The following is a 19,505-nucleotide window of genomic DNA, read 5'->3' as shown; positions in this document are numbered from 1 at the left end:
GTCCGGCCCCGCACCGCCGCACGGCACCGCACCGCCGCCCGGCGCCGGACCGCTGCCCGGCGCCGTCCCGGCCGCCGACCGCCGGCCGCCGGGATGAGGCGGCCTCAGCGGTTCTCGCCCGGCACCCACAGCACGTCACCGGTCTCCTTGTTGGCCACCCGCGCCAGGATGAAGAGCAGGTCGGAGAGGCGGTTGAGGTAAGTCGCGGTCAGCGGGTTCATGGTGGCGCCGTGCTCCTCCGTCGCCGCCCAGGTGGAGCGTTCCGCGCGGCGCACCACGGTGCACGCCTGGTGCAGCAGCGCCGCGCCGGGGGTGCCCCCCGGGAGGATGAAGCTGCGCAGCTTCTCCAACCCGGCCAGGAAGGTGTCGCAGTCCTCCTCCAGCCGGTCCACGTAGCTCTGGAGCACCCGCAGCGGCGGGTGCTCGGGGTCGGCGACGACCGGGGTGGAGAGGTCGGCGCCCACGTCGAAGAGGTCGTTCTGCACCCGCACCAGCACGGCGGCGACCTCGCCGTCCAACCCGCCGAGCGCCAGGGCAGTGCCGATGGCCGCGTTGGCCTCGTTGACGTCGGCGTAGGCGGCGATCCGCAGGTCGGTCTTGGCGGTACGGCTCATGTCACCGAGGGCGGTGGTGCCCTGGTCTCCGGTACGGGTGTAGATGCGCGTGAGGTTCACCATGGGGGAACGCTACCGCCCGGCGGCGGTGTGATGTCCGCCATGTGAGACGTGACGCGCGTCCCGGGCACTCCCCAAGGACCCTTCCGGGCGGTTACATTCCGGCGCAGGAACTTTACGGAACGGCGAAGGGATCTCGCGTGGCAAGGAAGCTCGCTGTCATCGGTGCCGGACTCATGGGGTCCGGTATCGCCCAGGTCTCGGCACGAGCGGGATGGGACGTGGTGCTGCGGGATGTCACCGACGAGGCGCTCTCCCGCGGCGTCGGCGGCATCGAGCAGTCGCTCCAGCGGTTCGTCGCCAAGGAGAAACTGACGGCGGAGCAGGCGGCGGAGACCCTCGGTCGGATCACCACCTCGACCGACCTCGACGCCGCGGCGGACGCCGACATCGTGGTGGAGGCGGTGTTCGAGCGGCTGGAGACCAAGCGGGAGATCTTCGCCGCGCTCGACACGATCGTCGGCGAGGACACGGTCCTGGCCACCAACACCTCGGCGATCCCGATCACCAAGATCGCGGCGGCGACGAAGCGGCCGGAGCGGGTGGTGGGCACCCACTTCTTCTCCCCGGTGCCGATGATGGCCCTCTGCGAGCTGGTGCGCGGCGTACGCACCAGCGACGAGGCGCTCGCCACCGCCCGCGAGTTCGCGGAGTCCGTCGGCAAGACCTGCGTGGTGGTCAACCGCGACGTCGCCGGTTTCGTGACCACCCGTCTGATCATCGCGCTCGTGGTGGAGGCGGCCAAGCTGCGGGAGTCCGGGGTCGCGACCGCCGAGGACATCGACATCGCCTGCAAGCTCGGCTTCGGGCACGCCATGGGGCCGCTCGCCACGGCCGACCTCACCGGCGTCGACGTGCTCACCCACGCCGCCGAGAACATCTACACCGAGTCCCAGGACGAGAAGTTCGCTCCTCCGGAGCTGATGCGGCGCATGGTCGACGCCGGCGTCATCGGCCGCAAGAGCGGTGAGGGCTTCTACCGGTACTGACCCTTGCCCGCCCGGTGTCCGGCACGCTCCGCGCGGGGCGTGCCGGACGCGCCGTGCGAGGGGCGCCCGACGCGGGGGCGGTGTCGGGGCGTCCGGCGCCGTTTGTCACCATGCGGGTCCGGGCGTTCACGCGCACGGGTGAAATCAGTGACGGAATCGGCCGAGTCGGCAACGTGTCGGGCTGTCGGTCCGTCAGATCTGTGGAGGGGCGTCCGGAACCGGTGTCCGGGCACGCCGCGCGGCGGGGCCGTGCGGCCCGTTCCGGTGGCCCTCACGGCACGCACCACGAATCCACCCAGGAAGCACACCCCGGCCGGGGGAACGCCGCCGCGGCCGGGGGTATCCCCAGGAGAACCCGGGGCGACGCCGCCCCCGCGCCGTCGCGGCGCACGACGGAACCGCCGTGCCGCCGCGGGCGGTCGGCCCCGCCGGGGGAGCGGGCGGCCCCGGGCGTTGGCGGAGCACAGCCAGAACGACACCACCTCCGGTCCGGGTGACCCACGGGCCGGGGGTCCGAGCGGGGAGAGCGTATGCACATCAGGGGCGACCACACCGAGTTGGTCGTCGGAGGTCGCCTGGACGTACGCAGCGCCGCGGATGCCCGGTCCGCGCTGCACGACGCCGTGGACTCCGGCCACGGCGACCTGGTCCTGGACCTCCGTGAGCTCGACGCGTGGGACTCCACGGGGCTGGGGGTGATCATGGGCGTGCACCGGAGGGCGGGGCGCTGCGGCCGTCGGCTGGTGCTGCGTGAGGTACCGCCCCGGATGCGGCGGCTGCTGGTGGCCACGCGGCTCCACCGCATCCTCACCATCACGCCGTAGCGGCCCGCCCCGCGGCACGGGGACGGCGGCGGACCGGCGGGGCGCCGGCCCCGCCCGTGGCCGCGAACGCCGGGGTGAAGCGGGGCAAAACGCCAGCCACCGGGCCCTGCTCGTCGGCCGGGGCGCCGACGGTGGTACGACAGTACTTCTGGACCGCGTGTCAGCGCGGGTCCAGGCGACCGACGGCCCACCCCGGACCGCCGCCCCACGGCGAGGTCCGCCTCCGCTTCCGAGGGAACGACACCATGGACACCGACCACCCGGCCCCCGACGGTCCGGAGCCCCGGGACAACGGCGGCGGTCCACGGCGCCCCGCCGAACTGATCGCCGGCGACTTCCTGCTGACGCTGAACCCCGTCGACGGCAGCCAGATAGAGTCCTGCCCGCCCGGCCGCCGGCCCGTGGCGGGACGCAGCTTCCCCGACCCGGCCGCTCCCGGCCCGCGCCCGGCCCTGCTGGAGCGCGAGGACCAGCGCGAGCGACTGTCGCGACTGCTCTCCCGCGGCCGATCCGTGCGGCTGACCGGCCCCGCGGGCAGCGGCCGCACCGCCCTGCTGGACGCCGTCGCCCGCGACTGCGCGGACCTGGCGCCCGACGGGCTCATACGCCTGAGCGGACACCACCGCAGCGCCGCCGACATCAAGCACGAGCTGTACGGCGCCGCGCACGACGCCCCCGGCCACCGCCCCGCCCCGGCCGAGCTCCGCGCGGCGCTCCGCGGTATCGGGGCGGTGGTCCTGGTCGACGACGTCGAGTTCACCGGCAACGCCCTGGAGGAGCTGCTCGACGCCACCCCCGAGTGCGCCTTCCTCCTCACGGCGACGCCGGCGAGCCAGGGCGCGGGGGCCGACTCCCGCCTGGAGGAGATCGTCCTCGGCGGGCTCAGCCGCACCGGCTGCGTCGAACTGCTGGAGAACCTCGCTGGGCGGGCCCTCACCGACGAGGAGTCCGACTGGGCCGGCGACCTCTGGTCCGCCACCGAGGGACTGCCCGCCCGCTTCGCCCAGGCGGGGGAGTACCTCCGGCTCCGCGACGGCGGCCGGGCCCCCGGGGCGCTGCCGGAGCCCGACGGCCTCGTCGTCGCTCTCGTCGCCGCGCTCCCCGAGGGCGCGCGCGAGACCCTGCGGATCGCAGTCGCCCTCGGCGGGGCGCTGCCCGTCGCCTCCCAGCTGCCCGCGCTGACCGGCGACCACACCGTCCTCGCCGACCACGACCGACTGCACACCGCCGGCCTGCTCTCGACCACCGGCGACCACGTCCGCACCGCGGGCGGCGTCGCCGAGGCGCTGGCCGCCGCCGGCTACGCGGAGGGCGCCGAGGAGCGCGCCCTGGGTGTGGCCCAGCACTACGCCTGGTGGCTGTCGGACGCCGACCCCGCGCCGCGTGAGGTCGCGGCCGAGGCGGAGACGCTGACCGCCGTGGCGCGGGCGGCGCAGCGCGCCGGTCACCACGAGGCCGTGGCCTCGCTGGTGCGCGCCGCCGCACCCCGGCTGGCGCTGGCGCTCCGGTGGGGCGTCTGGGAGCGGATGCTGCGGACCGGGCAGGAGTGCGCGCGGGCGGCAGGCTTCGTCGCCGACCAGGCGTACTTCCACCACGAGCTGGGCGTGCTGGCCATCTGCCGTGACCAACTGGACCGTGCACGCGCGGAGTTGGAGGCTTCCGTCGCGTTGCGGGCCGCGCTGGCCGACTCCGGCGGTGTCCATGCGGGCCGCCGTGCGCTCGCCCTGGTCGAGGACCTCGTGCTGCCCGCGCAGACGCCGGCGACCGCGGTGCACCCCGTGGCCGTGCCCGAGAAGGCGCCGTCGCCCCCGCCGGAGGCGGACACCGTCATGATCCCGCGGGGCAGCGAGGACAGCACCCAGCTGATCACCGCGGTCGGTGCCGCGCAGCCGCACGAGGAGCCGCGCGAGGAGCCGCGCGGCGGACTGCGGAAGGCGGCGCTCGCCGGAACCCGCCGCAACACCGTGGCCGCCGGCACTGGGGTGCTGCTGGCAGCGGTGCTCGGCACCGTCGTCACGCTCGGCCTGACCTCCGGGGAGACGGACCTGCCCGACACCCGGCCGCGCGGTACCGAGGACCCGACCTCCGCGCCCGACGTGGACGGCTCCGACACCGAGGAGACCCCGAGCCGCGAGGTCGAGGAGCCGGACGAGGACGAGGGTGCCGGCGACACGGGCGAGAACGACGGCTCCAGCCCGGAGGACACCCCCGAGGACCCCGCCGAGAGCCCGGAGAGCCCCGAGTCGGACGGCGCGGAGGAGCCCGGTGACGAGGTGCCCCCGCCCGGCGGCACCGGCGGCGCCACGGGCGGCGGTGACGGCGGTACCGGCCCGGGGTCGCCCGGCGGCGACGGGGGCGCCACCGGCGGCAACGGCGGTGGCAACGGCAACGGCGGCGGCAACGGGGGGAACGGCGGCAACGGGGGGAGCGGGGGCAACGGCGGCGGCGCGCCGGACCCGACCAGCCCCGCGCCGGACCCGACCAGCCCGGACCCGGACCCGACCAGCCCCGACCCCGACCCGACGAGCCCGGACCCGGACCCGACCAGCCCCGACCCCGACCCGACGAGCCCGGACCCCGACCCCTCCTCGCCCGGGGCCTCGCCGTCGAGCACCGCGCCCACCGGGTCGCCCTCGCCGACCTCCACCGGCGGGTACTACGACCTCTGACAGAGGCTCGGCACGGCGGACGCGGGAGTGGGCCCCACCGGCGGTGGGGCCCACTGCCCGTTCCGGGTGCCGTGCGCGCGCCCGCCGCGGCACCGACCCCGGTTCCGCGCGGTCAGTCCTGCTCGCGCGGAACCGGCGTGATCGGATGGGCCGGTGGCACGTAATCACGCCGTGCCGCACGGTTCCGGCCGCCCGGAACGGGCGCCCTCCGGCCGTCCTCGTGCGGGCGGCCGCGGCCGCGTCAGAAGAGTCGCAGCTTGTCGTCGTCGATGCCGCGCAGCGCGTTGTAGTCCAGCACCGCGCAGTGGATACCGCGGTCGGTGGCGAGCACCCTGGCCTGCGGCTTGATCTCCTGCGCGGCGAACACACCCTTGACCGGCGCGAGATGGGGGTCGCGGTTGAGCAGCTCCAGGTAGCGGGTCAGCTGCTCCACGCCGTCGATCTCGCCGCGGCGCTTGATCTCGACGGCGATGGTGGTGCCGTCGGCGTCGCGGCCGAGGATGTCCACGGGCCCGATGGCGGTGGGGTACTCGCGCCGGATCAGCGACCAGCCCTCGCCGAGGGTCTCCATCCGGTCGGCCAGCAGCTCCTGGAGGTGGGCCTCCACGCCGTCCTTGACCAGCCCGGGATCGACTCCGAGCTCGTGCGAGCTGTCGTGGAGGATCTCGTCCATGGTGATGATCAGTTTCTCGCCTGCCTTGTTCACCACGGTCCACACCGCGACGCCGTTCTCGGCGCCCTCCTTGAGGGTGCAGGGTGGCGACATCCAGTTGAGCGGCTTGTAGGCGCGGTCGTCGGCGTGGACCGACACCGAGCCGTCGGCCTTCACCAGGATCAGGCGCGGAGCCAGGGGCAGATGGGCGGTGAGCCGGCCGGCGTAGTCCACGGAGCAGCGGGCGATGACGAGACGCATGGTCGGTCACGCTACCGGTCCGGGCGCCGTGAGGCGAAGTCGCCTCCACCTTCCCGGCGGTCCGCTCATATGCCCGGTAATGAATCGTTTTGCAATTGGCTGACTATAAGCGCGCTCCACTGACATGATCGGCCAACCGGCTTACCTTGGCAGCAACGAGGATGTCGCCGTACGAACGCGCACGATCACAGATGTCACAGCGGTGCAGCCCCGGTTCCATCCGTTCAGATCCCGTCACCCGGGGATCGCGAGAGGAGAAACCACATGTCGCTCGATGTCACGCCTGCCCTGTTGGCGCAGGCCGAGCGAGGAGAGGTCGACGAGGCCGAGTTCGTCGACTGCGTGCGTACGTCCCTGCCGTACGCCTGGGAGATGATCAGCTCTCTGGCGGCCCGACTGAAGACCGACGGCGGCGAGTTCGCCGACAACACCACGCCGCCCCCGAACGAGGCCGCTCGCGGGCAGCTGCTGCGCGCTCTCGCCAGCGACGCCATCCGCGGCTCGCTGGAGCGGCACTTCGGCGTGCGGCTGGCCTTCCAGAACTGCCACCGGGTGGCGGTCTTCCCGACCGGCGCCGAGGCCGACGACCGGCTGAGCCGCTTCACCTCCGTCCGGGGCCAGTTGCTCAACCAGTCGCCCGAACTGCGCGACTGCTGACCGAGACGTCGGCGCGGCCGGAAGCCGCCCGGGCCGCCGACGGTGCCGTCTCCCCCCTCCCGGGGTCCGGGGCGGCGGCACCGGCCGCGGGGTGCGGAAGCAGCGGCAGCACCTCCGCGCCCAACCGCCGCAGGTTCTCCTCCGTCCCGTCCAGCCCGCCCGACCCCTCCGAGAGCAGCGCGAACCGCGTGACGCCGGTCCGCTCCGCCGTCCTGGCGAGCCGGTCCGCACAGAGCCGCGGGGAGCCCACCGGGTGCAGCTCGCAGAGGAGTTCGGTGTACGCCAGCGGGTCCCGCATCCGCCGCGGGCGCCCGTCCACCGTCCGGTAGGCGGCCAATCCCCGGCGGAACCACTCGGGCATCGAGCGTCGCAGCAGGTCGACCGCCTCGCTCCGGGAGTCGCCGACCTGCACCACGCCGGCCGCCACGTGCCCGGCGTCCCGCACCCGGGCCGGGTCGGCCCCGGTCTCCAGGGCGGTACGGCGCCACAGCGACACCATCTCGGCACGCTCCTCGTCGCCCGCGTGCATGCCCAGCAGCATCGGCAGGCCGCGCCGCGCGGCGGTCCGCACCCCGTGGGCGGAGGTGCAGGCCACCACGACCGGCGGTCCCGCACCGTGGGGGCCGGTGTCCGGGCGGGGCACCACCGGGACGCTGGGGAACCGGAACCGCTCACCCGCGGCGCCGACGTGGTCCTCGCGCAGCCACCGCAGCAGCAGGTCCAGCGCCTCGGGGAAGTCCCGCTCGTACGCGTCCAACCCCGTGCCGAAGACCGCGAGGTCGACCCACGGCCCGCCGCGTCCCACCCCCAGGGTGAACCGGCCCTCCGAGGTCAGGTGCAGCAGCGCGGCCTGCTCGCCCAGGGCGACCGGGTGGGTGGTCGGGAGGACGCTGACGGCGGTGCCGACGCCGATGCGGCGGGTGCGGCCCAGCAGGAAGCCGGCGAGGGTCGCGGCGGAGGGGCAGATGCCGTACGGGATGAAGTGGTGCTCGGCCAGCCAGACCGCGTCCAGCCCGGCCTCCTCCGCCACCTCGGCCGACCGCACCACGCGGTGCAGCACCTCGTCGTGTGCCTGGCCTGCGAACTGTCCCGCCAGGACGAACGTGCCTACCCGCATCTCGCGTGCCCCTCCCGCCGCCGCGACGGCGCATCATCCGGTGATGGTATTAACGCGTGACACGTGCCAAGGGCACGGTGCGGCCGGAGAATTCTGTGCGAGCGCGCGGTGTGCGCGGCCGGGACCGGCGACTGCGTACGCTGGTGAGGGACGGCGCCGCGAGGAGCGCCCGGAGACGAGCGAGGTGCCAGGTGTCCCCCCGGCGCAACCACCGGAACGCCCGACCACGCCCGGAAGGGCGGCCCGAGGACCACACCCGCTACGGCCTGGAGAGCACCGAGACCTGGCAGGGCGAGTCCTGGGTCGTGCGGCAGGTCGCCGGCAGCAGCGGCAAGCACTACCGCTGCCCGGGGTGCGACCAGCTGATCCCGCCGGGCACCGGGCACGTCGTGGCCTGGGAGCAGCACGGCACCGTGGACGACCGGCGCCACTGGCACCGCGCGTGCTGGAACGCGCGGGACCGCCGGGGAACCCGTCCCCAGCGGTCCCGCAACGCGCCCCGGTACTGACGCGGGCCGCGCTCCGCCTCAGGCGTCGGCGCTGCGCAGCCGCGCCCAGGCGCCGAGCAGCGCGGCAGCGACCACGGCCGCGAGCACCGCGGTCTGCGGCCAGCCGCTGTGGTCGAAGTCGCCCGTGTAGCTGACCGACAGCGCGGACATCCCGCCGATGGCGGAGAACGCGTCGATCTGCTCCGCGACGTCCCGCATGCTCTCGGAGATGTACAGGAACGGTGCCGCGATCGTCGGCAGCAGCACGATCCCGAGCATCACGGTGATCGCCCCCGCCGAGGAGCGCAGCAGCGATCCCATTGCCAACCCCAGCAGTCCCAGCAGCGTGACGTAGAGCGCCACGCCCAGCACCGAGGTCAGCCAGGCGTCGCCCGGCATCTCACGGGCGGCCTCGGTGTCGCTCAGGAGCGCGCTGCTCAGCACCAGGGTGAGGCCGAGCGCGACGGCGACGGCGGCGAAGCTGATGACGGAGAAGATCACGCACTTCGCCGCCAGCAGCCGGCCCCGGCGCGGCGAGGCCACCAGCGAGGTGCGGATCATGCCGGTGGTGTACTCGGTCGAGGTGACCAGCACGCCGAAGGTGACGATCGCGATGTGGCCGAGCAGGATGCCGATGAACCCGGCGATCGGCGGGTCGAACCCCTGCTCGCTGGTGGCGGAGATGATGGCGGCGACACCGGTGCCGATGCCGACGGTCACCACCATCATCACCAGCAGCGTCCAGATCGTCGACCGCACCGAGCGGATCTTGGTCCACTCCGCCAGCAGCGCGTTGCCGAGGTGGGCCGGGGGCACCTCGCTCCCCGGCGCTGCGTCCGGCCCGCCGCTGCCGCCGTTCTGCACCGGGCGGTCCGTGGACGGGCCGTCAGGCCGCTGTGCCTCGCCCTGGTGCAGCGGCGCGGCGGTGTGCTGCGGGGCGCCCTGGTACGGAGGTGTCCCCGGCTGCTGCACCCCCTGCTGCGGCGGCGCCGACGCGTGCTGCGGTGCGCCCTGGTACTGCGGGAAGCCGCCGGAGGGCGGGCCCTGCGGCGGTGCCGCGGGCGCCTGTGGCTGCCCCTGCTGCGGGTAGGGCCCGGCCGGGTACTGCGGAGCCTGCCCGCCCTGCTGCGGATGGGGCTGCTGCTGCGGGACGGGCCCCGGCGGGGGAGTGGCGGCCTGCTGCGGGGCGGGCGGCGCCGCGGGGGCGGCACCCGGCGGCTGCTGCGGGCCGCGGCCCTGGGGTGCGTGGTCGGGCTGCGGCGGCCCGGCAGGGGGCGGCGGGATGCTCATCGGGCGTTCTCCTGCGGCTGGGCGAAGGACTGGGGCTGGGCGCCGCCGTACGGCTGCTGCTGCGGCGGGCCGGCGCCCGGCGGCAGCGGTGAGCCGGGAGGGCCACCGGTGCCGTACGCCCCGGGGGGAGCGTCGCCCGGCTGCTGTGCGCCGCCGGCACGGAAGTCGACCGCGCCCTGCGTCATGCGCATGTACGCCTCCTCCAGCGAGGCGTGGTGCGGGGAGAGCTCCCACAGGCGGACGCCCGCCTCGAAGGCGATGTCGCTGACCTGCGGCAGTTCGAGGCCGACCACCTTCAGGGTGCCCGACTCCTCGGGGAACACCTGCGCGCCCGCACCCGTCAGCAGCGAGGTCAGCCCGTCGCGCTGCCCGACGTCCGCGGTGCGCACCCGGGCGAAGCTGGTCGAGTTCTGCACGATGAAGTCCTGCACCGGCATGTCGGCCATCAGCCGGCCGCGCCCGATCACGATGAGGTGGTCGGCGGTGAGGGCCATCTCGCTCATCAGGTGGCTGGAGACGAAGACGGTCCGCCCCTCGGCCGCCAGCCGCTTCATCAGGTCGCGCACCCAGCGGATGCCCTCCGGGTCCAGCCCGTTGACCGGCTCGTCGAAGAGGAGCACGCGGGGGTCGCCGAGCAGCGCGGCGGCGATGCCGAGCCGCTGCCCCATGCCGAGTGAGAACCCGCCCGAGCGCTTGCGCGCGACGGAGGTCAGCCCGACGACGTCGAGGACCTGGTCCACCCGGGAGGCGGGTATCCCGGACAGCTGTGCGAGGGACAGCAGGTGGTTGCGGGCGCTGCGCCCGCCGTGCTTGGCACCGGCGTCGAGCAGCGCCCCCACCGTCCGCGGCGGGTTGGGCAGCTTGCGGTACGGGTGGCCGGCCACGGTGACGCTGCCACCGGTGGGCTGGTCCAGTCCGAGGATCATCCGCATCGTGGTGGACTTCCCGGCTCCGTTCGGGCCGAGGAAGCCGGTGACCTTCCCGGGTTGCACCCGGAAGGTCAGGTCGTGCACGGCGGTCTTGTCGCCGTAGCTCTTGGTCAGGCCGACTGCCTCGATCATCGTCCGCCCCAGGTCAGTAACGACGGGGGCGCCGTCAGTCGGTCCTGCGCCCCCCGAGAGACCTCGCACCTTACCGCCCGTGTGTTCGGGTTCCGCTTCGACCGGCCGGTGCGCCGCCGGAAGGGAGCGTGAGGATCGCGTGAGGGGTCCGCGCCGCTCCCCGCACCACCGCGGGGAGCGGACGGTCAGGCGTCGCGCCGCCGCAGCGTCAGGTAGCCCGCCAGCAGCGCCGCCACCACCCAGGCGGCCATGACCGCCATGCCGCCCCACGGGCCGTAGGGCCGCTCCTGGCTCGGCGTCACCACCGACATGATCATGGAGCCGGCCTGGTCCGGCAGCCAGTAGGAGAGCTTCCGGGTGGCGGAGACGGCCGACAGGATGCCGGAGATCATGAAGAAGAACGGGATGAGGATGCCGAAGGCGAGCATCGGACTGCGCAGCACCCACGTCACGCCCATCGCGAAGACCGCGATCAGCGTCATGTAGAGCCCGGCTCCCACCACGGCCCGCAGCACGCCGGGATCGCCGATCCCGGACGCCAGCCGGGAACCCAGCACCGCCTGGCCCGGGAAGTACGCGGCGAACGCGGTGATCATCCCGACGACCAGCGCCAGCAGCGTCGCCACCGCCACCTTCGCCGCCATCAGCGTCCCGCGCTGCGGCACCGCCGCCAGCGACGCCCGAATCATCCCCGTGCTGTACTCGTTGGAGATCACCAGGATGCCGAAGGCGATCATCGCCAGCTGGCCGAGCGTCATGCCGGCGAAGCTGGTCATCGTCGCGTCGAAGGTCGCCCGGTCGGTGGGCGAGAGGTCGTCGTAGGTGGTGCGGACCAGCAGGCAGATCAGCACACCCAGGCCGACAGTGACCACCAGGGCCGCCGCGAGTGTCCACACCGTCGAGCGCACCGAGCGGATCTTCGTCCACTCCGAGTGCAGCACCCGTCCGTTCCGTGCCACGGCTCAGCCCTCCCCGCCCCGCGTGCCCGGCCCGCCCGCGCCCGGGCCCCAGCCGGGGCCCCGCGGAGCACCGGGCGGGGCGCCGTCCGGCGGCTGGGCCCGGCCGTGGTACTCGACCGACTCGTGGGTCAGCTGCATGAACGCCTCCTCCAGCGAGGCCTGCCGGGGGCTCAGCTCGTGGAGCGTCACCCCAGCGGCGGCCGCGACCTCACCCAGCGCCGCCGCCTCCGCGCCGTCGACCTCCAGCCCGCCGTCCGCGCCGGCCACCGCCCGGTGGCCGGCGGCCGCCAGGGCGTCCCGCAGCCGCTCCGGCTCCGGCGACCGCAGCAGCACGTAGCTGCGGGAGTTCTCCCGGATGAACGCGTTCATCGAGGTGTCCGCCAGCAGCCGGCCCTGGCCGATCACGATCAGGTGGTCGGCGGTGAGCGCCATCTCGCTCATCAGGTGGCTGGAGACGAACACCGTCCGGCCCTCGGCGGCGAGGTGCCGCATCATCGTCCGCACCCAGTGGATGCCCTCCGGGTCCAGGCCGTTGACCGGCTCGTCGAACATGAGGATGCGGGGGTCGCCCAGCAGCGCGCTGGCGATGCCGAGCCGCTGCCCCATGCCGAGCGAGAACCCCTTGGGCCGCTTGTCCGCCACCGCGCCGAGGCCCACGAGCTCCAGCACCTCGCCCACCCGGCGCTCCGGGATGCCGTTGGAGTACGCCAGGCAGCGCAGGTGGTTGCGGGCCGTCCGACCCGGGTGCACCGCCTTCGCCTCCAGCAGCGCCCCCACCTCGTGCAGCGGCTCCTGGAGCTGGTCGTAGCGCCGCCCGTCGATCCGGACCCGCCCGGCGGTCGGGCGGTCCAGGCCCAGCATCATCCGCATCGTGGTGGACTTGCCCGCGCCGTTCGGCCCCAGAAAGCCCGTCACGATCCCGGGCCGCACCGTGAACGTCAGCCCCGCCACGGCCGTCTTGCCGCCGTACCGCTTGGTCAACCCGTCCAGCTCGATCATGGCAGCGACGCTAGACACGCACGACGCCCCCCGCCATCGCTGGCGGGGGGCGTTGCTCCGAGCGGATGAACGGGGCGGGTGGGAGCCCCGGACCGGCTCGACTCAGCGGCTCTGCTGCGCGGGGACACCCGCGCGGGAGTCCTCGCCGTCGGTCTCGTCGTCGTCGTCGATGAGGTTGACCGAGGCGGCGGCCTGGGCACCGGTGAGGGTGGCCAGCATCTCGCGCACGTTGGTGAGCTGGTTGTTGATCGAGTCGCGGCGGTTCTTCAGCGCCGCCAGCTCGCGCTCGGACTCGCTGCGCGCCCGGTCCGCCTTGGCGTTGGCGTCGGCGACGATGTCCTCCGCCTGGCGCTGGGCGGTCTCCACCGTCTGACGGGCGCGGCGCTCGGCGTCCGTGCGCAGCTTCTCCGCCTCCAGGCGCAGCTGCTCCGCCCGGTGCTCGATCTCCGCGAGCCGCTTCTCTGCCTTGGCCTGCCGGGCGGCGAGGTCGCGCTCGGACTGCTCCCGCCGCTTGGCGAGGTTGGTCTCGAAGTCGGCCGCGGCCTGGGCGGCCTTGGCGCGGGTGTCCTCGAAGAGGGCGTCGGCCTCCTCGCGCTTGGCCTGCGCGTCCTTCTCCGCGTCCGCCCGGAGGGCGGCGGCGTTGCTGTTGGCCTGGTCGATGATGTGCTGACCCTCGGCCTCCGAGCGCGCCTTGGCGTCCGCGGCGTAGGTGTCGGCCTCCTTGCGCATCTGCTGCGCCTGCTGCTCGGCCAGGTCGCGGAGCTTCTCCGCGGCGCGGCGGGCGTCATCGCTGACGGCCGTCGCCTCCTCCTCCGCCAGGCGGAGGATCTTCTCGACGCGGGCACCGAGGCCGGCGTACGAGGGCTCGGACTCCTGCTGCTCCTCGGCGGACTGCTCGTAGAGCTCCTGGACGCGCTTTTTGAGCGTCTCGATGGACTGCTGCTTCTCCTTCAGCTGTTCGGTGAGCTCGGCCATGCGCTCGTTGACCTGGATCTTGTCGTAACCGCGCCGCACGAACTCGAAGCCGTACGGGGACGATGGATCGCTCATGGGGTTCCTGTCGGATGAGACGGGTGAGGCGGACAAGTGGCTGTCTCAGAGTGCGCCCGGCCGGACCACACTCGGAACAGCCCCCGGGGTGAATCCTAGGGGGCGAACCGGCGTGTCTTCGAGTCGATGACGAGTTCTCCGAAGAGAATGTGCGGCCTGTCCCCCGAAAGAGTGGCGTTGCCGAACAGGTGGCGCCCTCCCCGGAGCGCGCGCCCCGGCGCCCCGCCACCGGTTCCGGCCGCCGCCGACGCACCGGCCGCACCCGTCACCTCCGTCACACCCACCCCGCATCACCGGGGGCGCGCGCCGGTCGCCCTCCCCGCCCGCGCGCCTCCCCGCCCGGGCGTCAGCCGCCCGAGCGCTTGCCCTGGCCGGACCCGGCGCCCACCGCGCGCCCGGAACCGCCGTCCGCCTCGGCGTCGTTCTTGCCGCCGCGGGCGCCCTTCCCCTTGCCGCTCTTCCCGCTCTTGCCGCCGCCCGGGGACTCGAACCCCTCCAGCGCCTCCAGCACGTCCTGCACACGGGAGATCTCGGCGTTGATGTCGGCCCGTCGCCGGGAGAGCTTGTCCAGCTCCCGCTTCCCGTCCTCGACGGTGCTCGTCGCCTCCTTCTGCGCCTCGGCGCGCAGCTGCTCGGCCTCCCGGACGATCGAGGACCGCTTCGCCTCGGCCTCCTTGAGCAGCGCCTCGGCCTTCTTCACCGCGGCGATCCGGACCTTGCCCGCCTCGGTGTCGGCGTCGCTCTTCACCTTCTCGGCCGCCGCCCGGGCCTCCTCGCGCTGCTCCTCGGCGGCGCGGACCAGCCGGTCCACCCGCTCCCCGGCGGCACGGGCCTGCTCCGCCGACTCCCGACGGGCCCGCTCGTGCAGCTCCGCGGTCTCCGTCTCGGTCCGCTCGCGCAGCTCCTCGGCCCGCTCCCGTATGGCGGCCGCGTCCCGACGTGCCTCCTCCAGCAGGGTGTTGGCGTCGGTCCGCGCCTGCTCGACGGCGTCGCGCCCCTCGGCGCGCGCCTCCTCCGTGAGCCGTTCCGCCTGCCGGCGTGCGGCGCCGACCATCGCGTCGGACTGCTCCTCGGCGCCGGCAGTGGTCCGCAGCGCCTCCTCGCGCGCGGTGGCGACGGTCTCCTCCGCGCTGCGGGCCGCCTCCCCGGTGAGCCGCTCGGCCTCCTCCTGGGCACGGGTGACCAACTCGTCCGCCTGGCCCGCCGCCTCGGTCCGGCGGCGTGCCGCCTCCTCGCGGGCGGCGTCCCGGAGCCCGTCCGCCTCGTGGCGCGCGCGCTCCATGACCTCCTCGGCGCTCGACCGCAGCCGCTCCGACTCCTCGTAGGCGTCGCGCACGGTCCGCTCGGCCAGCGCCGTGGCGGCCTCCTTCTCCTCCTCGGCGGCACGGCGCGTCGCGGCGGCCTCCTCCGCCGCGGCGGCGCGCAGGGCGGCCACGTCGCGCTCCGCCTCCTCCCGCAGCCCCGAGACCGCGTCGCGGATCTCGTGGGCGCGGGCCTCCGCGGCGGCGACCAGTTCCTCGGCCCGCTGCTCCGCCTCGGCCTTCGCGGTGTGCGCGGCCGCCAGCAGCTCCTCGCTCTGCTCGCGGGCGGCGGTGCGTTCCTGGTGCGCCTCCTCGCGCGCCTCCTCCAGCAGGCCGGCCGCCTCCTTGCGGAGCCGCGCCGCCTCCTCCTGGGCGGCGGCCAGCGCCTCCGCCGCCTCCCCGGCGGTCCGCTCCGCCGCCGCGTCGGCGTCGGCCCGGACCTGGTCCGCCGCGTCGCGGGCCTCCTGCCGCAGCCGCTCCGCCTCGCTGGTGGCCTCGCCCCGCAGCCGGACCGCGAGGTCGTCGGCCTCGGCGCGGTACCGGGCGGCATCGGCGGCCGCCTCCTCGCGGAGCCGCCGGGACTCCTCCTCGGTGGACTCCGTCAGGGCGCGCGCGGCGTCGGCCGCCTCCTCGCGGGTGCGCCCCGCCTCGGCGGCCGCCTCCGCGCGGAGCCGTTCCGCCTCCTCGTGCGCGGTCGCCAGCGCCTCCTCGGCGCCGGTGACCCGCTCCTCGGCCGCGGTCCGCAGCCGCTCCAGCTCCTCGGCGGCCGCCTCCTGCTCCTGACGCGCCGTCTCGCGCGCCTCGGCGACCAGCCGTTCGGCGGTCTCCACCGCGGCCGCCTCGGCGGCCTCGGACCGGGTCACCGACTCCGCGAGCAGCTCCTCGACCTCGGCACGCGCCGCGGTGAGGGCCTCCTCCGCCTGGGTGCGCAGCGCGGTGGCCCGCTCCACCGCCTCGGCGCGGGTGCGCTCGCCCTCGGTGGTCGCCGCGGTGCGGGTCTCCTCCGCCTCCGAGGTGGCCTTCGCCATCAACTCCTCGGCGCGGGCGGCGGCCTCCTCGATCTGCTGCACCGAGTCGCGGCGCGCCTCGGACCGGATGCGGTCGCCCTCGGTGACGGCCTCGGCCCGCAGCTGCTCGGCCTCGCCGCGCAACCGCCGTGCCTCCTCCTGGAGTTCGACGGTCTTGGCCCGGTACTCCTCGGTGTCGTCCTGCGCCGCGCCGCGCAACTGCTCGGCGGTGTCGTGCGCCTCGGCGCGGAGCCGGTCCGCCTCGGCCTCGGCCTCCGACCGCAGCCGCTCGACCTCCTCGGCCAGTTCGCGCTTGGCCTCGCGGGCCTCGTCCGCAGCCTTGTTGAGGATCTCCTCGGCGTTGCGGGACGCCTCGGCGAGCTGGCCGGCGGACTCCTCCGCCGTCCGGGCGCGGGCCTGCTCGGTGGCCTCGGCGACCATCCGCTCGGACTTCTCGCGGGCCTCCGCCAGGAGTTGCTCGGCCTCCTCCTTGCGGCTCTCGGCGTCCTTGGTCGCCTCGCCGACCAGCCGGGCGATCTCGGCCTTGGCGGTCGCCGCGCGCTGCTCGTAGGCGGCCTCGGCCGACGTGCGGCGCTTCTCCGCCTCGTCGGTGGCCTCGGTGACGAGGCGTTCGGCCTCCTCGCGGGCACCGGTCAGCGCGCGCTCGGCCTCCGCCTGCTGCTCCTCCGCCCGGCGGGTGAGGGCGGCGGCCTCCCGGCGGCGGTCCTCCGCGTCGCTGGTGCTGGTCGAACGCAGCACCGCGGCGTGCTCGTTGGCCTTCTGCGCCTGCTCGCGGGCGGACGTCAGCAGCCGCTCGGCCTCCGCGCGGGCACGGCGGACCAGCTCCTCCGCCTCCGAACGGGCCGACTCGGCATCGGAACTGAGTCGCTGCCTGGTCTCCTCGGTGACCCGCTGCGCCTCGCCGCGGGCCTGCGTCATGGTCCGCTCGGCCTCGGCGCGGGTCTCCTCCATCAGCCGGCGGGCCTGCGCCTCGGTCCGTGCGCGGATCTGCTCCGCCCAGGCGACGTTCTCGCTGACGTGTGCCTCGACCGTGGCGCGGCGCTCGGCCAGCTCCTCGTCGAGCCGCTGGCGGCGGGTCACGGACTCGCTGTGCAGCTCGCTCTCCATGCGCGCCCGCAGCTCCGCCCGTTCCTGCTGGACGTGCTGGTTCTGCGCGCGCGCCTCGCGGAGCTCGTGCTCCGCGTCGATGCGCATCTGGTCGGCCTGGTGCTGCGCGGTGCGCAGGAGCTGTTCGACGTGGGCGTGCGCGTCCCCGTAGGCGGGGCGCAGGGACAGGGCGCGCCGAGCATGATGCAGCTTGGAGCGCAGTACCTCGATCTGGTAGCCGAGGTCGTCGGCGTGATCGACGGCCTTGTCCCGCTCCTTCTTCAGCCGCTTCATATCGGCTTCGAACAGCGAGAGGGCGTCGTCAGCCTCGTTGCGGTCGTAGTCCCGCACTCCGCGGTCCCATCCGTCCCCTGGTCGTCATGGAGACCCGGCCGCCCACGCTGGCATCGCCCCGCGCGGAAGCCGGCTCATCGGCCGATTCCGGGACAGCGCGAGCAGCCCAGCGCCCCGGCCCCGCCACTCTACCGGCCGCGGGGACGGGCGTCAGTGGGGAGCGTCCCGAAGTGGCCCGCGGGGCCGGTGCGGACCGGTGGTCTCCGTCACGCGACCGGCCGCCCGCACCGGGTGGGGAGCCCCCGGAGCAGGCGGCTTCAGCCGTGCTCCCCGTGCCCCGGGGCGTCCTGCGCCGCCGTCACCAGCTCGGTGAGGACGCCGTGGCAGTCCTTGGGGTGGAGAAAGGTGATGCGCGAGTCCATGGACCCGCGCCGGGGCTCGTCGTAGAGCACGCGCACGCCGCGGGCGCCGACCGCCTGCGCCGCGCCGTCCACGTCGGCGGTGCCGAAGGCGATGTGGTGCACGCCCTCGCCGTGCTTCGCCAGCCACTTGGCCACCGGGGAGTCCTCGCGGATCGGCTCCAGCAGTTGAATCCAGCTGGCGCCGCCGTCGTCGGTGCCGTTGATCCGCAGCATCGCCTCCCGGACGCCCTGTTCCTCGTTGACCTCGGTGTGGTGGACCTCGAAGCCGTAGGTGGCCCGGTAGAACGCGACGGTGGTGTCGAGGTCGCGGCAGGCGATGCCGATGTGATCGATTCGTGTGAGCATCTGTCCAGTCCAGCGTCGGCGGGGCGTGCGCGCAACGTGGCGCCGCCCAACGTGCGCCGCGTCACATCCACCGGCCGGTGACCGCCATCCGGCCGCTCAGTACCCTCGCAGTGAACCCTCGTTCACCGCGTCCCCAGGGAGCCGCACACATGACCACCTCCGTGATCGTCTCGGGCGCCAGGACGCCGATGGGCCGCCTCCTCGGCTCGCTGTCGTCGTTCTCCGCCGCCCAGCTGGGCGGCACCGCGATCCGGGCCGCGCTGGAGCGCGCCGGCATCGGCGGCGACCAGGTGCAGTACGTGATCATGGGACAGGTGCTCCAGGCCGGGGCGGGCCAGCTCCCGGCACGCCAGGCGGCCGTGCACGCCGGCATTCCCATGGACGTCCCCGCGCTGACCGTCAACAAGGTCTGCCTCTCCGGCCTCGACGCCATCGCCCTGGCCGACCAGCTGATCCGCGCCGGCGAGTTCGACGTGGTCGTCGCCGGCGGCCAGGAGTCGATGAGCAACGCCCCGCACCTGCTGCCCGGTTCGCGCACCGGCCACAAGTACGGCGCCATCGAGGTGCTGGACCACATGGCCCACGACGGCCTCACCGACGCCTACGACGACGTGGCGATGGGGGAGTCCACCGAGCGTCACAACACCCGGCTCGGGCTGGACCGCGAGGAGCAGGACGCCGTCGCGGCCCTCTCCCACCAGCGCGCCGCCGCCGCCCGCGAGAAGGGGCTCTTCGAGGCCGAGATCACGCCGGTCTCCGTCCCGCAGCGCAAGGGCGACCCGCTGGTCGTCACCGAGGACGAGGGCATCCGCCCCGGGACCACGGTCGAGTCGCTGGCCCGGCTGCGGCCCGCGTTCGCCGCCGACGGCACCATCACCGCCGGGTCCTCGTCGCAGATCTCCGACGGCGCCGCCGCCGTGGTCGTGATGTCGAAGGCGCGTGCCGAGGCGCTCGGGCTGAGCTGGATCGCGGAGATCGGCGCCCACGGGAACGTCGCCGGACCGGACAACTCCCTCCAGTCGCAGCCCTCCAACGCCATCCGGCACGCCCTGGGCAAGGAGGGCGTCGGCGTCGACGACCTGGACCTCATCGAGATCAACGAGGCCTTCGCCGCCGTGGCCGTCCAGTCGATGAAGGACCTCGGCGTGTCCCACGAACGGGTGAACGTGAACGGCGGCGCCATCGCGCTGGGCCACCCCATCGGCGCCTCCGGCGCCCGGCTGGTGCTGCACCTGGCGCTGGAGCTGGCCCGGCGCGGCGGCGGCACCGGTGCCGCCGCGCTGTGCGGCGGCGGCGGCCAGGGCGACGCCCTGGTGCTGCGCGTCCCGCGGAGCTGAGC

General features: G+C 74.7%; 16 protein-coding genes. 6 read left to right on the top strand and 10 right to left on the bottom strand.

Annotated elements, in window-relative coordinates; all coding sequences use genetic code 11:
• Window positions 1-104 precede the first annotated feature (104 nt).
• Complete coding sequence (locus HCN56_RS13755) at window positions 105-677, bottom strand: cob(I)yrinic acid a,c-diamide adenosyltransferase (protein WP_167970869.1); 573 nt, start codon at window positions 675-677, stop codon at window positions 105-107.
• Window positions 678-814: 137 nt separating this feature from the next.
• On the opposite strand from HCN56_RS13755, the gene HCN56_RS13750 reads away from it, so the two are divergent.
• The 3 genes from HCN56_RS13750 to HCN56_RS13740 all read left to right on the top strand — a co-directional run bounded on the left by HCN56_RS13750 (window position 815) and on the right by HCN56_RS13740 (window position 5,156).
• On the top strand, window positions 815-1,663 hold the full coding sequence (locus HCN56_RS13750; RefSeq protein WP_167970867.1) for a 3-hydroxyacyl-CoA dehydrogenase family protein: 849 nt from the start codon (window positions 815-817) through the stop codon (window positions 1,661-1,663).
• Between the two features lie 530 nt (window positions 1,664-2,193).
• Window positions 2,194-2,487, top strand: a complete 294-nt coding sequence (locus HCN56_RS13745; RefSeq protein WP_167970865.1) for an STAS domain-containing protein — start codon at window positions 2,194-2,196, stop codon at window positions 2,485-2,487.
• A gap of 245 nt (window positions 2,488-2,732) precedes the next feature.
• Window positions 2,733-5,156: a P-loop NTPase family protein gene (locus tag HCN56_RS13740; RefSeq protein WP_167970863.1), complete on the top strand. Its 2,424-nt coding sequence runs from the start codon at window positions 2,733-2,735 to the stop codon at window positions 5,154-5,156.
• 241 nt (window positions 5,157-5,397) lie between these two features.
• Here HCN56_RS13740 and nucS read toward each other — a convergent pair whose 3' ends face one another.
• Window positions 5,398-6,069, bottom strand: a complete 672-nt coding sequence (gene nucS, locus HCN56_RS13735; protein ID WP_167970861.1) for an endonuclease NucS — start codon at window positions 6,067-6,069, stop codon at window positions 5,398-5,400.
• Between the two features lie 264 nt (window positions 6,070-6,333).
• Here nucS and HCN56_RS13730 point away from each other — a divergent pair, with 264 nt between their 5' ends.
• Entirely contained in the window at window positions 6,334-6,726 is a 393-nt protein-coding gene (locus HCN56_RS13730) for an SCO5389 family protein (protein ID WP_167970859.1), read from the top strand.
• Here the strand turns inward: HCN56_RS13730 and HCN56_RS13725 are convergent.
• A complete protein-coding gene (locus HCN56_RS13725; RefSeq protein WP_167970857.1) occupies window positions 6,695-7,843 on the bottom strand; it encodes an LLM class flavin-dependent oxidoreductase in 1,149 nt (382 codons plus the stop codon). The genes HCN56_RS13730 and HCN56_RS13725 overlap by 32 nt on opposite strands.
• 191 nt (window positions 7,844-8,034) lie before the next feature.
• Here HCN56_RS13725 and HCN56_RS13720 point away from each other — a divergent pair, with 191 nt between their 5' ends.
• Window positions 8,035-8,352 (top strand): Rv1322 family protein, encoded by a 318-nt coding sequence (locus HCN56_RS13720; protein WP_167970855.1) that lies wholly within the window; start codon window positions 8,035-8,037, stop codon window positions 8,350-8,352.
• An 18-nt stretch (window positions 8,353-8,370) separates the two neighbouring features.
• Here the strand turns inward: HCN56_RS13720 and HCN56_RS13715 are convergent, their stop codons facing one another.
• From HCN56_RS13715 to mce, 7 genes are all read right to left on the bottom strand, one after another.
• Window positions 8,371-9,621, bottom strand: a complete 1,251-nt coding sequence (locus HCN56_RS13715; RefSeq protein WP_167970853.1) for an ABC-2 transporter permease — start codon at window positions 9,619-9,621, stop codon at window positions 8,371-8,373.
• A complete protein-coding gene (locus HCN56_RS13710; protein ID WP_167970851.1) occupies window positions 9,618-10,682 on the bottom strand; it encodes an ABC transporter ATP-binding protein in 1,065 nt (354 codons plus the stop codon). Before HCN56_RS13710 ends, HCN56_RS13715 begins: the two co-directional genes overlap by 4 nt.
• A gap of 185 nt (window positions 10,683-10,867) precedes the next feature.
• A complete protein-coding gene (locus HCN56_RS13705) occupies window positions 10,868-11,641 on the bottom strand; it encodes an ABC transporter permease (RefSeq protein WP_167970849.1) in 774 nt (257 codons plus the stop codon).
• A gap of 3 nt (window positions 11,642-11,644) precedes the next feature.
• Complete coding sequence (locus tag HCN56_RS13700; protein WP_167970847.1) at window positions 11,645-12,640, bottom strand: ABC transporter ATP-binding protein; 996 nt, start codon at window positions 12,638-12,640, stop codon at window positions 11,645-11,647.
• Window positions 12,641-12,742: 102 nt separating this feature from the next.
• The gene (locus HCN56_RS13695; RefSeq protein WP_167970844.1) at window positions 12,743-13,690 is read right to left on the bottom strand and encodes a coiled-coil domain-containing protein; all 948 of its coding nucleotides are present in this window, start codon (window positions 13,688-13,690) and stop codon (window positions 12,743-12,745) included.
• A gap of 346 nt (window positions 13,691-14,036) precedes the next feature.
• Complete coding sequence (locus HCN56_RS13690) at window positions 14,037-17,456, bottom strand: polarized growth protein Scy-related protein (RefSeq protein ID WP_167970842.1); 3,420 nt, start codon at window positions 17,454-17,456, stop codon at window positions 14,037-14,039.
• Window positions 17,457-17,716: 260 nt separating this feature from the next.
• Complete coding sequence (gene mce, locus HCN56_RS13685; RefSeq protein ID WP_167970840.1) at window positions 17,717-18,166, bottom strand: methylmalonyl-CoA epimerase; 450 nt, start codon at window positions 18,164-18,166, stop codon at window positions 17,717-17,719.
• Between the two features lie 149 nt (window positions 18,167-18,315).
• Here mce and HCN56_RS13680 point away from each other — a divergent pair, with 149 nt between their 5' ends.
• Entirely contained in the window at window positions 18,316-19,503 is a 1,188-nt protein-coding gene (locus HCN56_RS13680) for an acetyl-CoA C-acetyltransferase (protein WP_167970838.1), read from the top strand.
• Window positions 19,504-19,505 lie beyond the last annotated feature (2 nt).

It is taken from the genome of Streptomyces lonarensis, assembly GCF_012033735.1.
Taxonomy (GTDB): Bacteria; Actinomycetota; Actinomycetes; order Streptomycetales; family Streptomycetaceae; genus Streptomyces; species Streptomyces lonarensis.
This window is presented reverse-complemented; position numbering and strand designations above follow the sequence as displayed.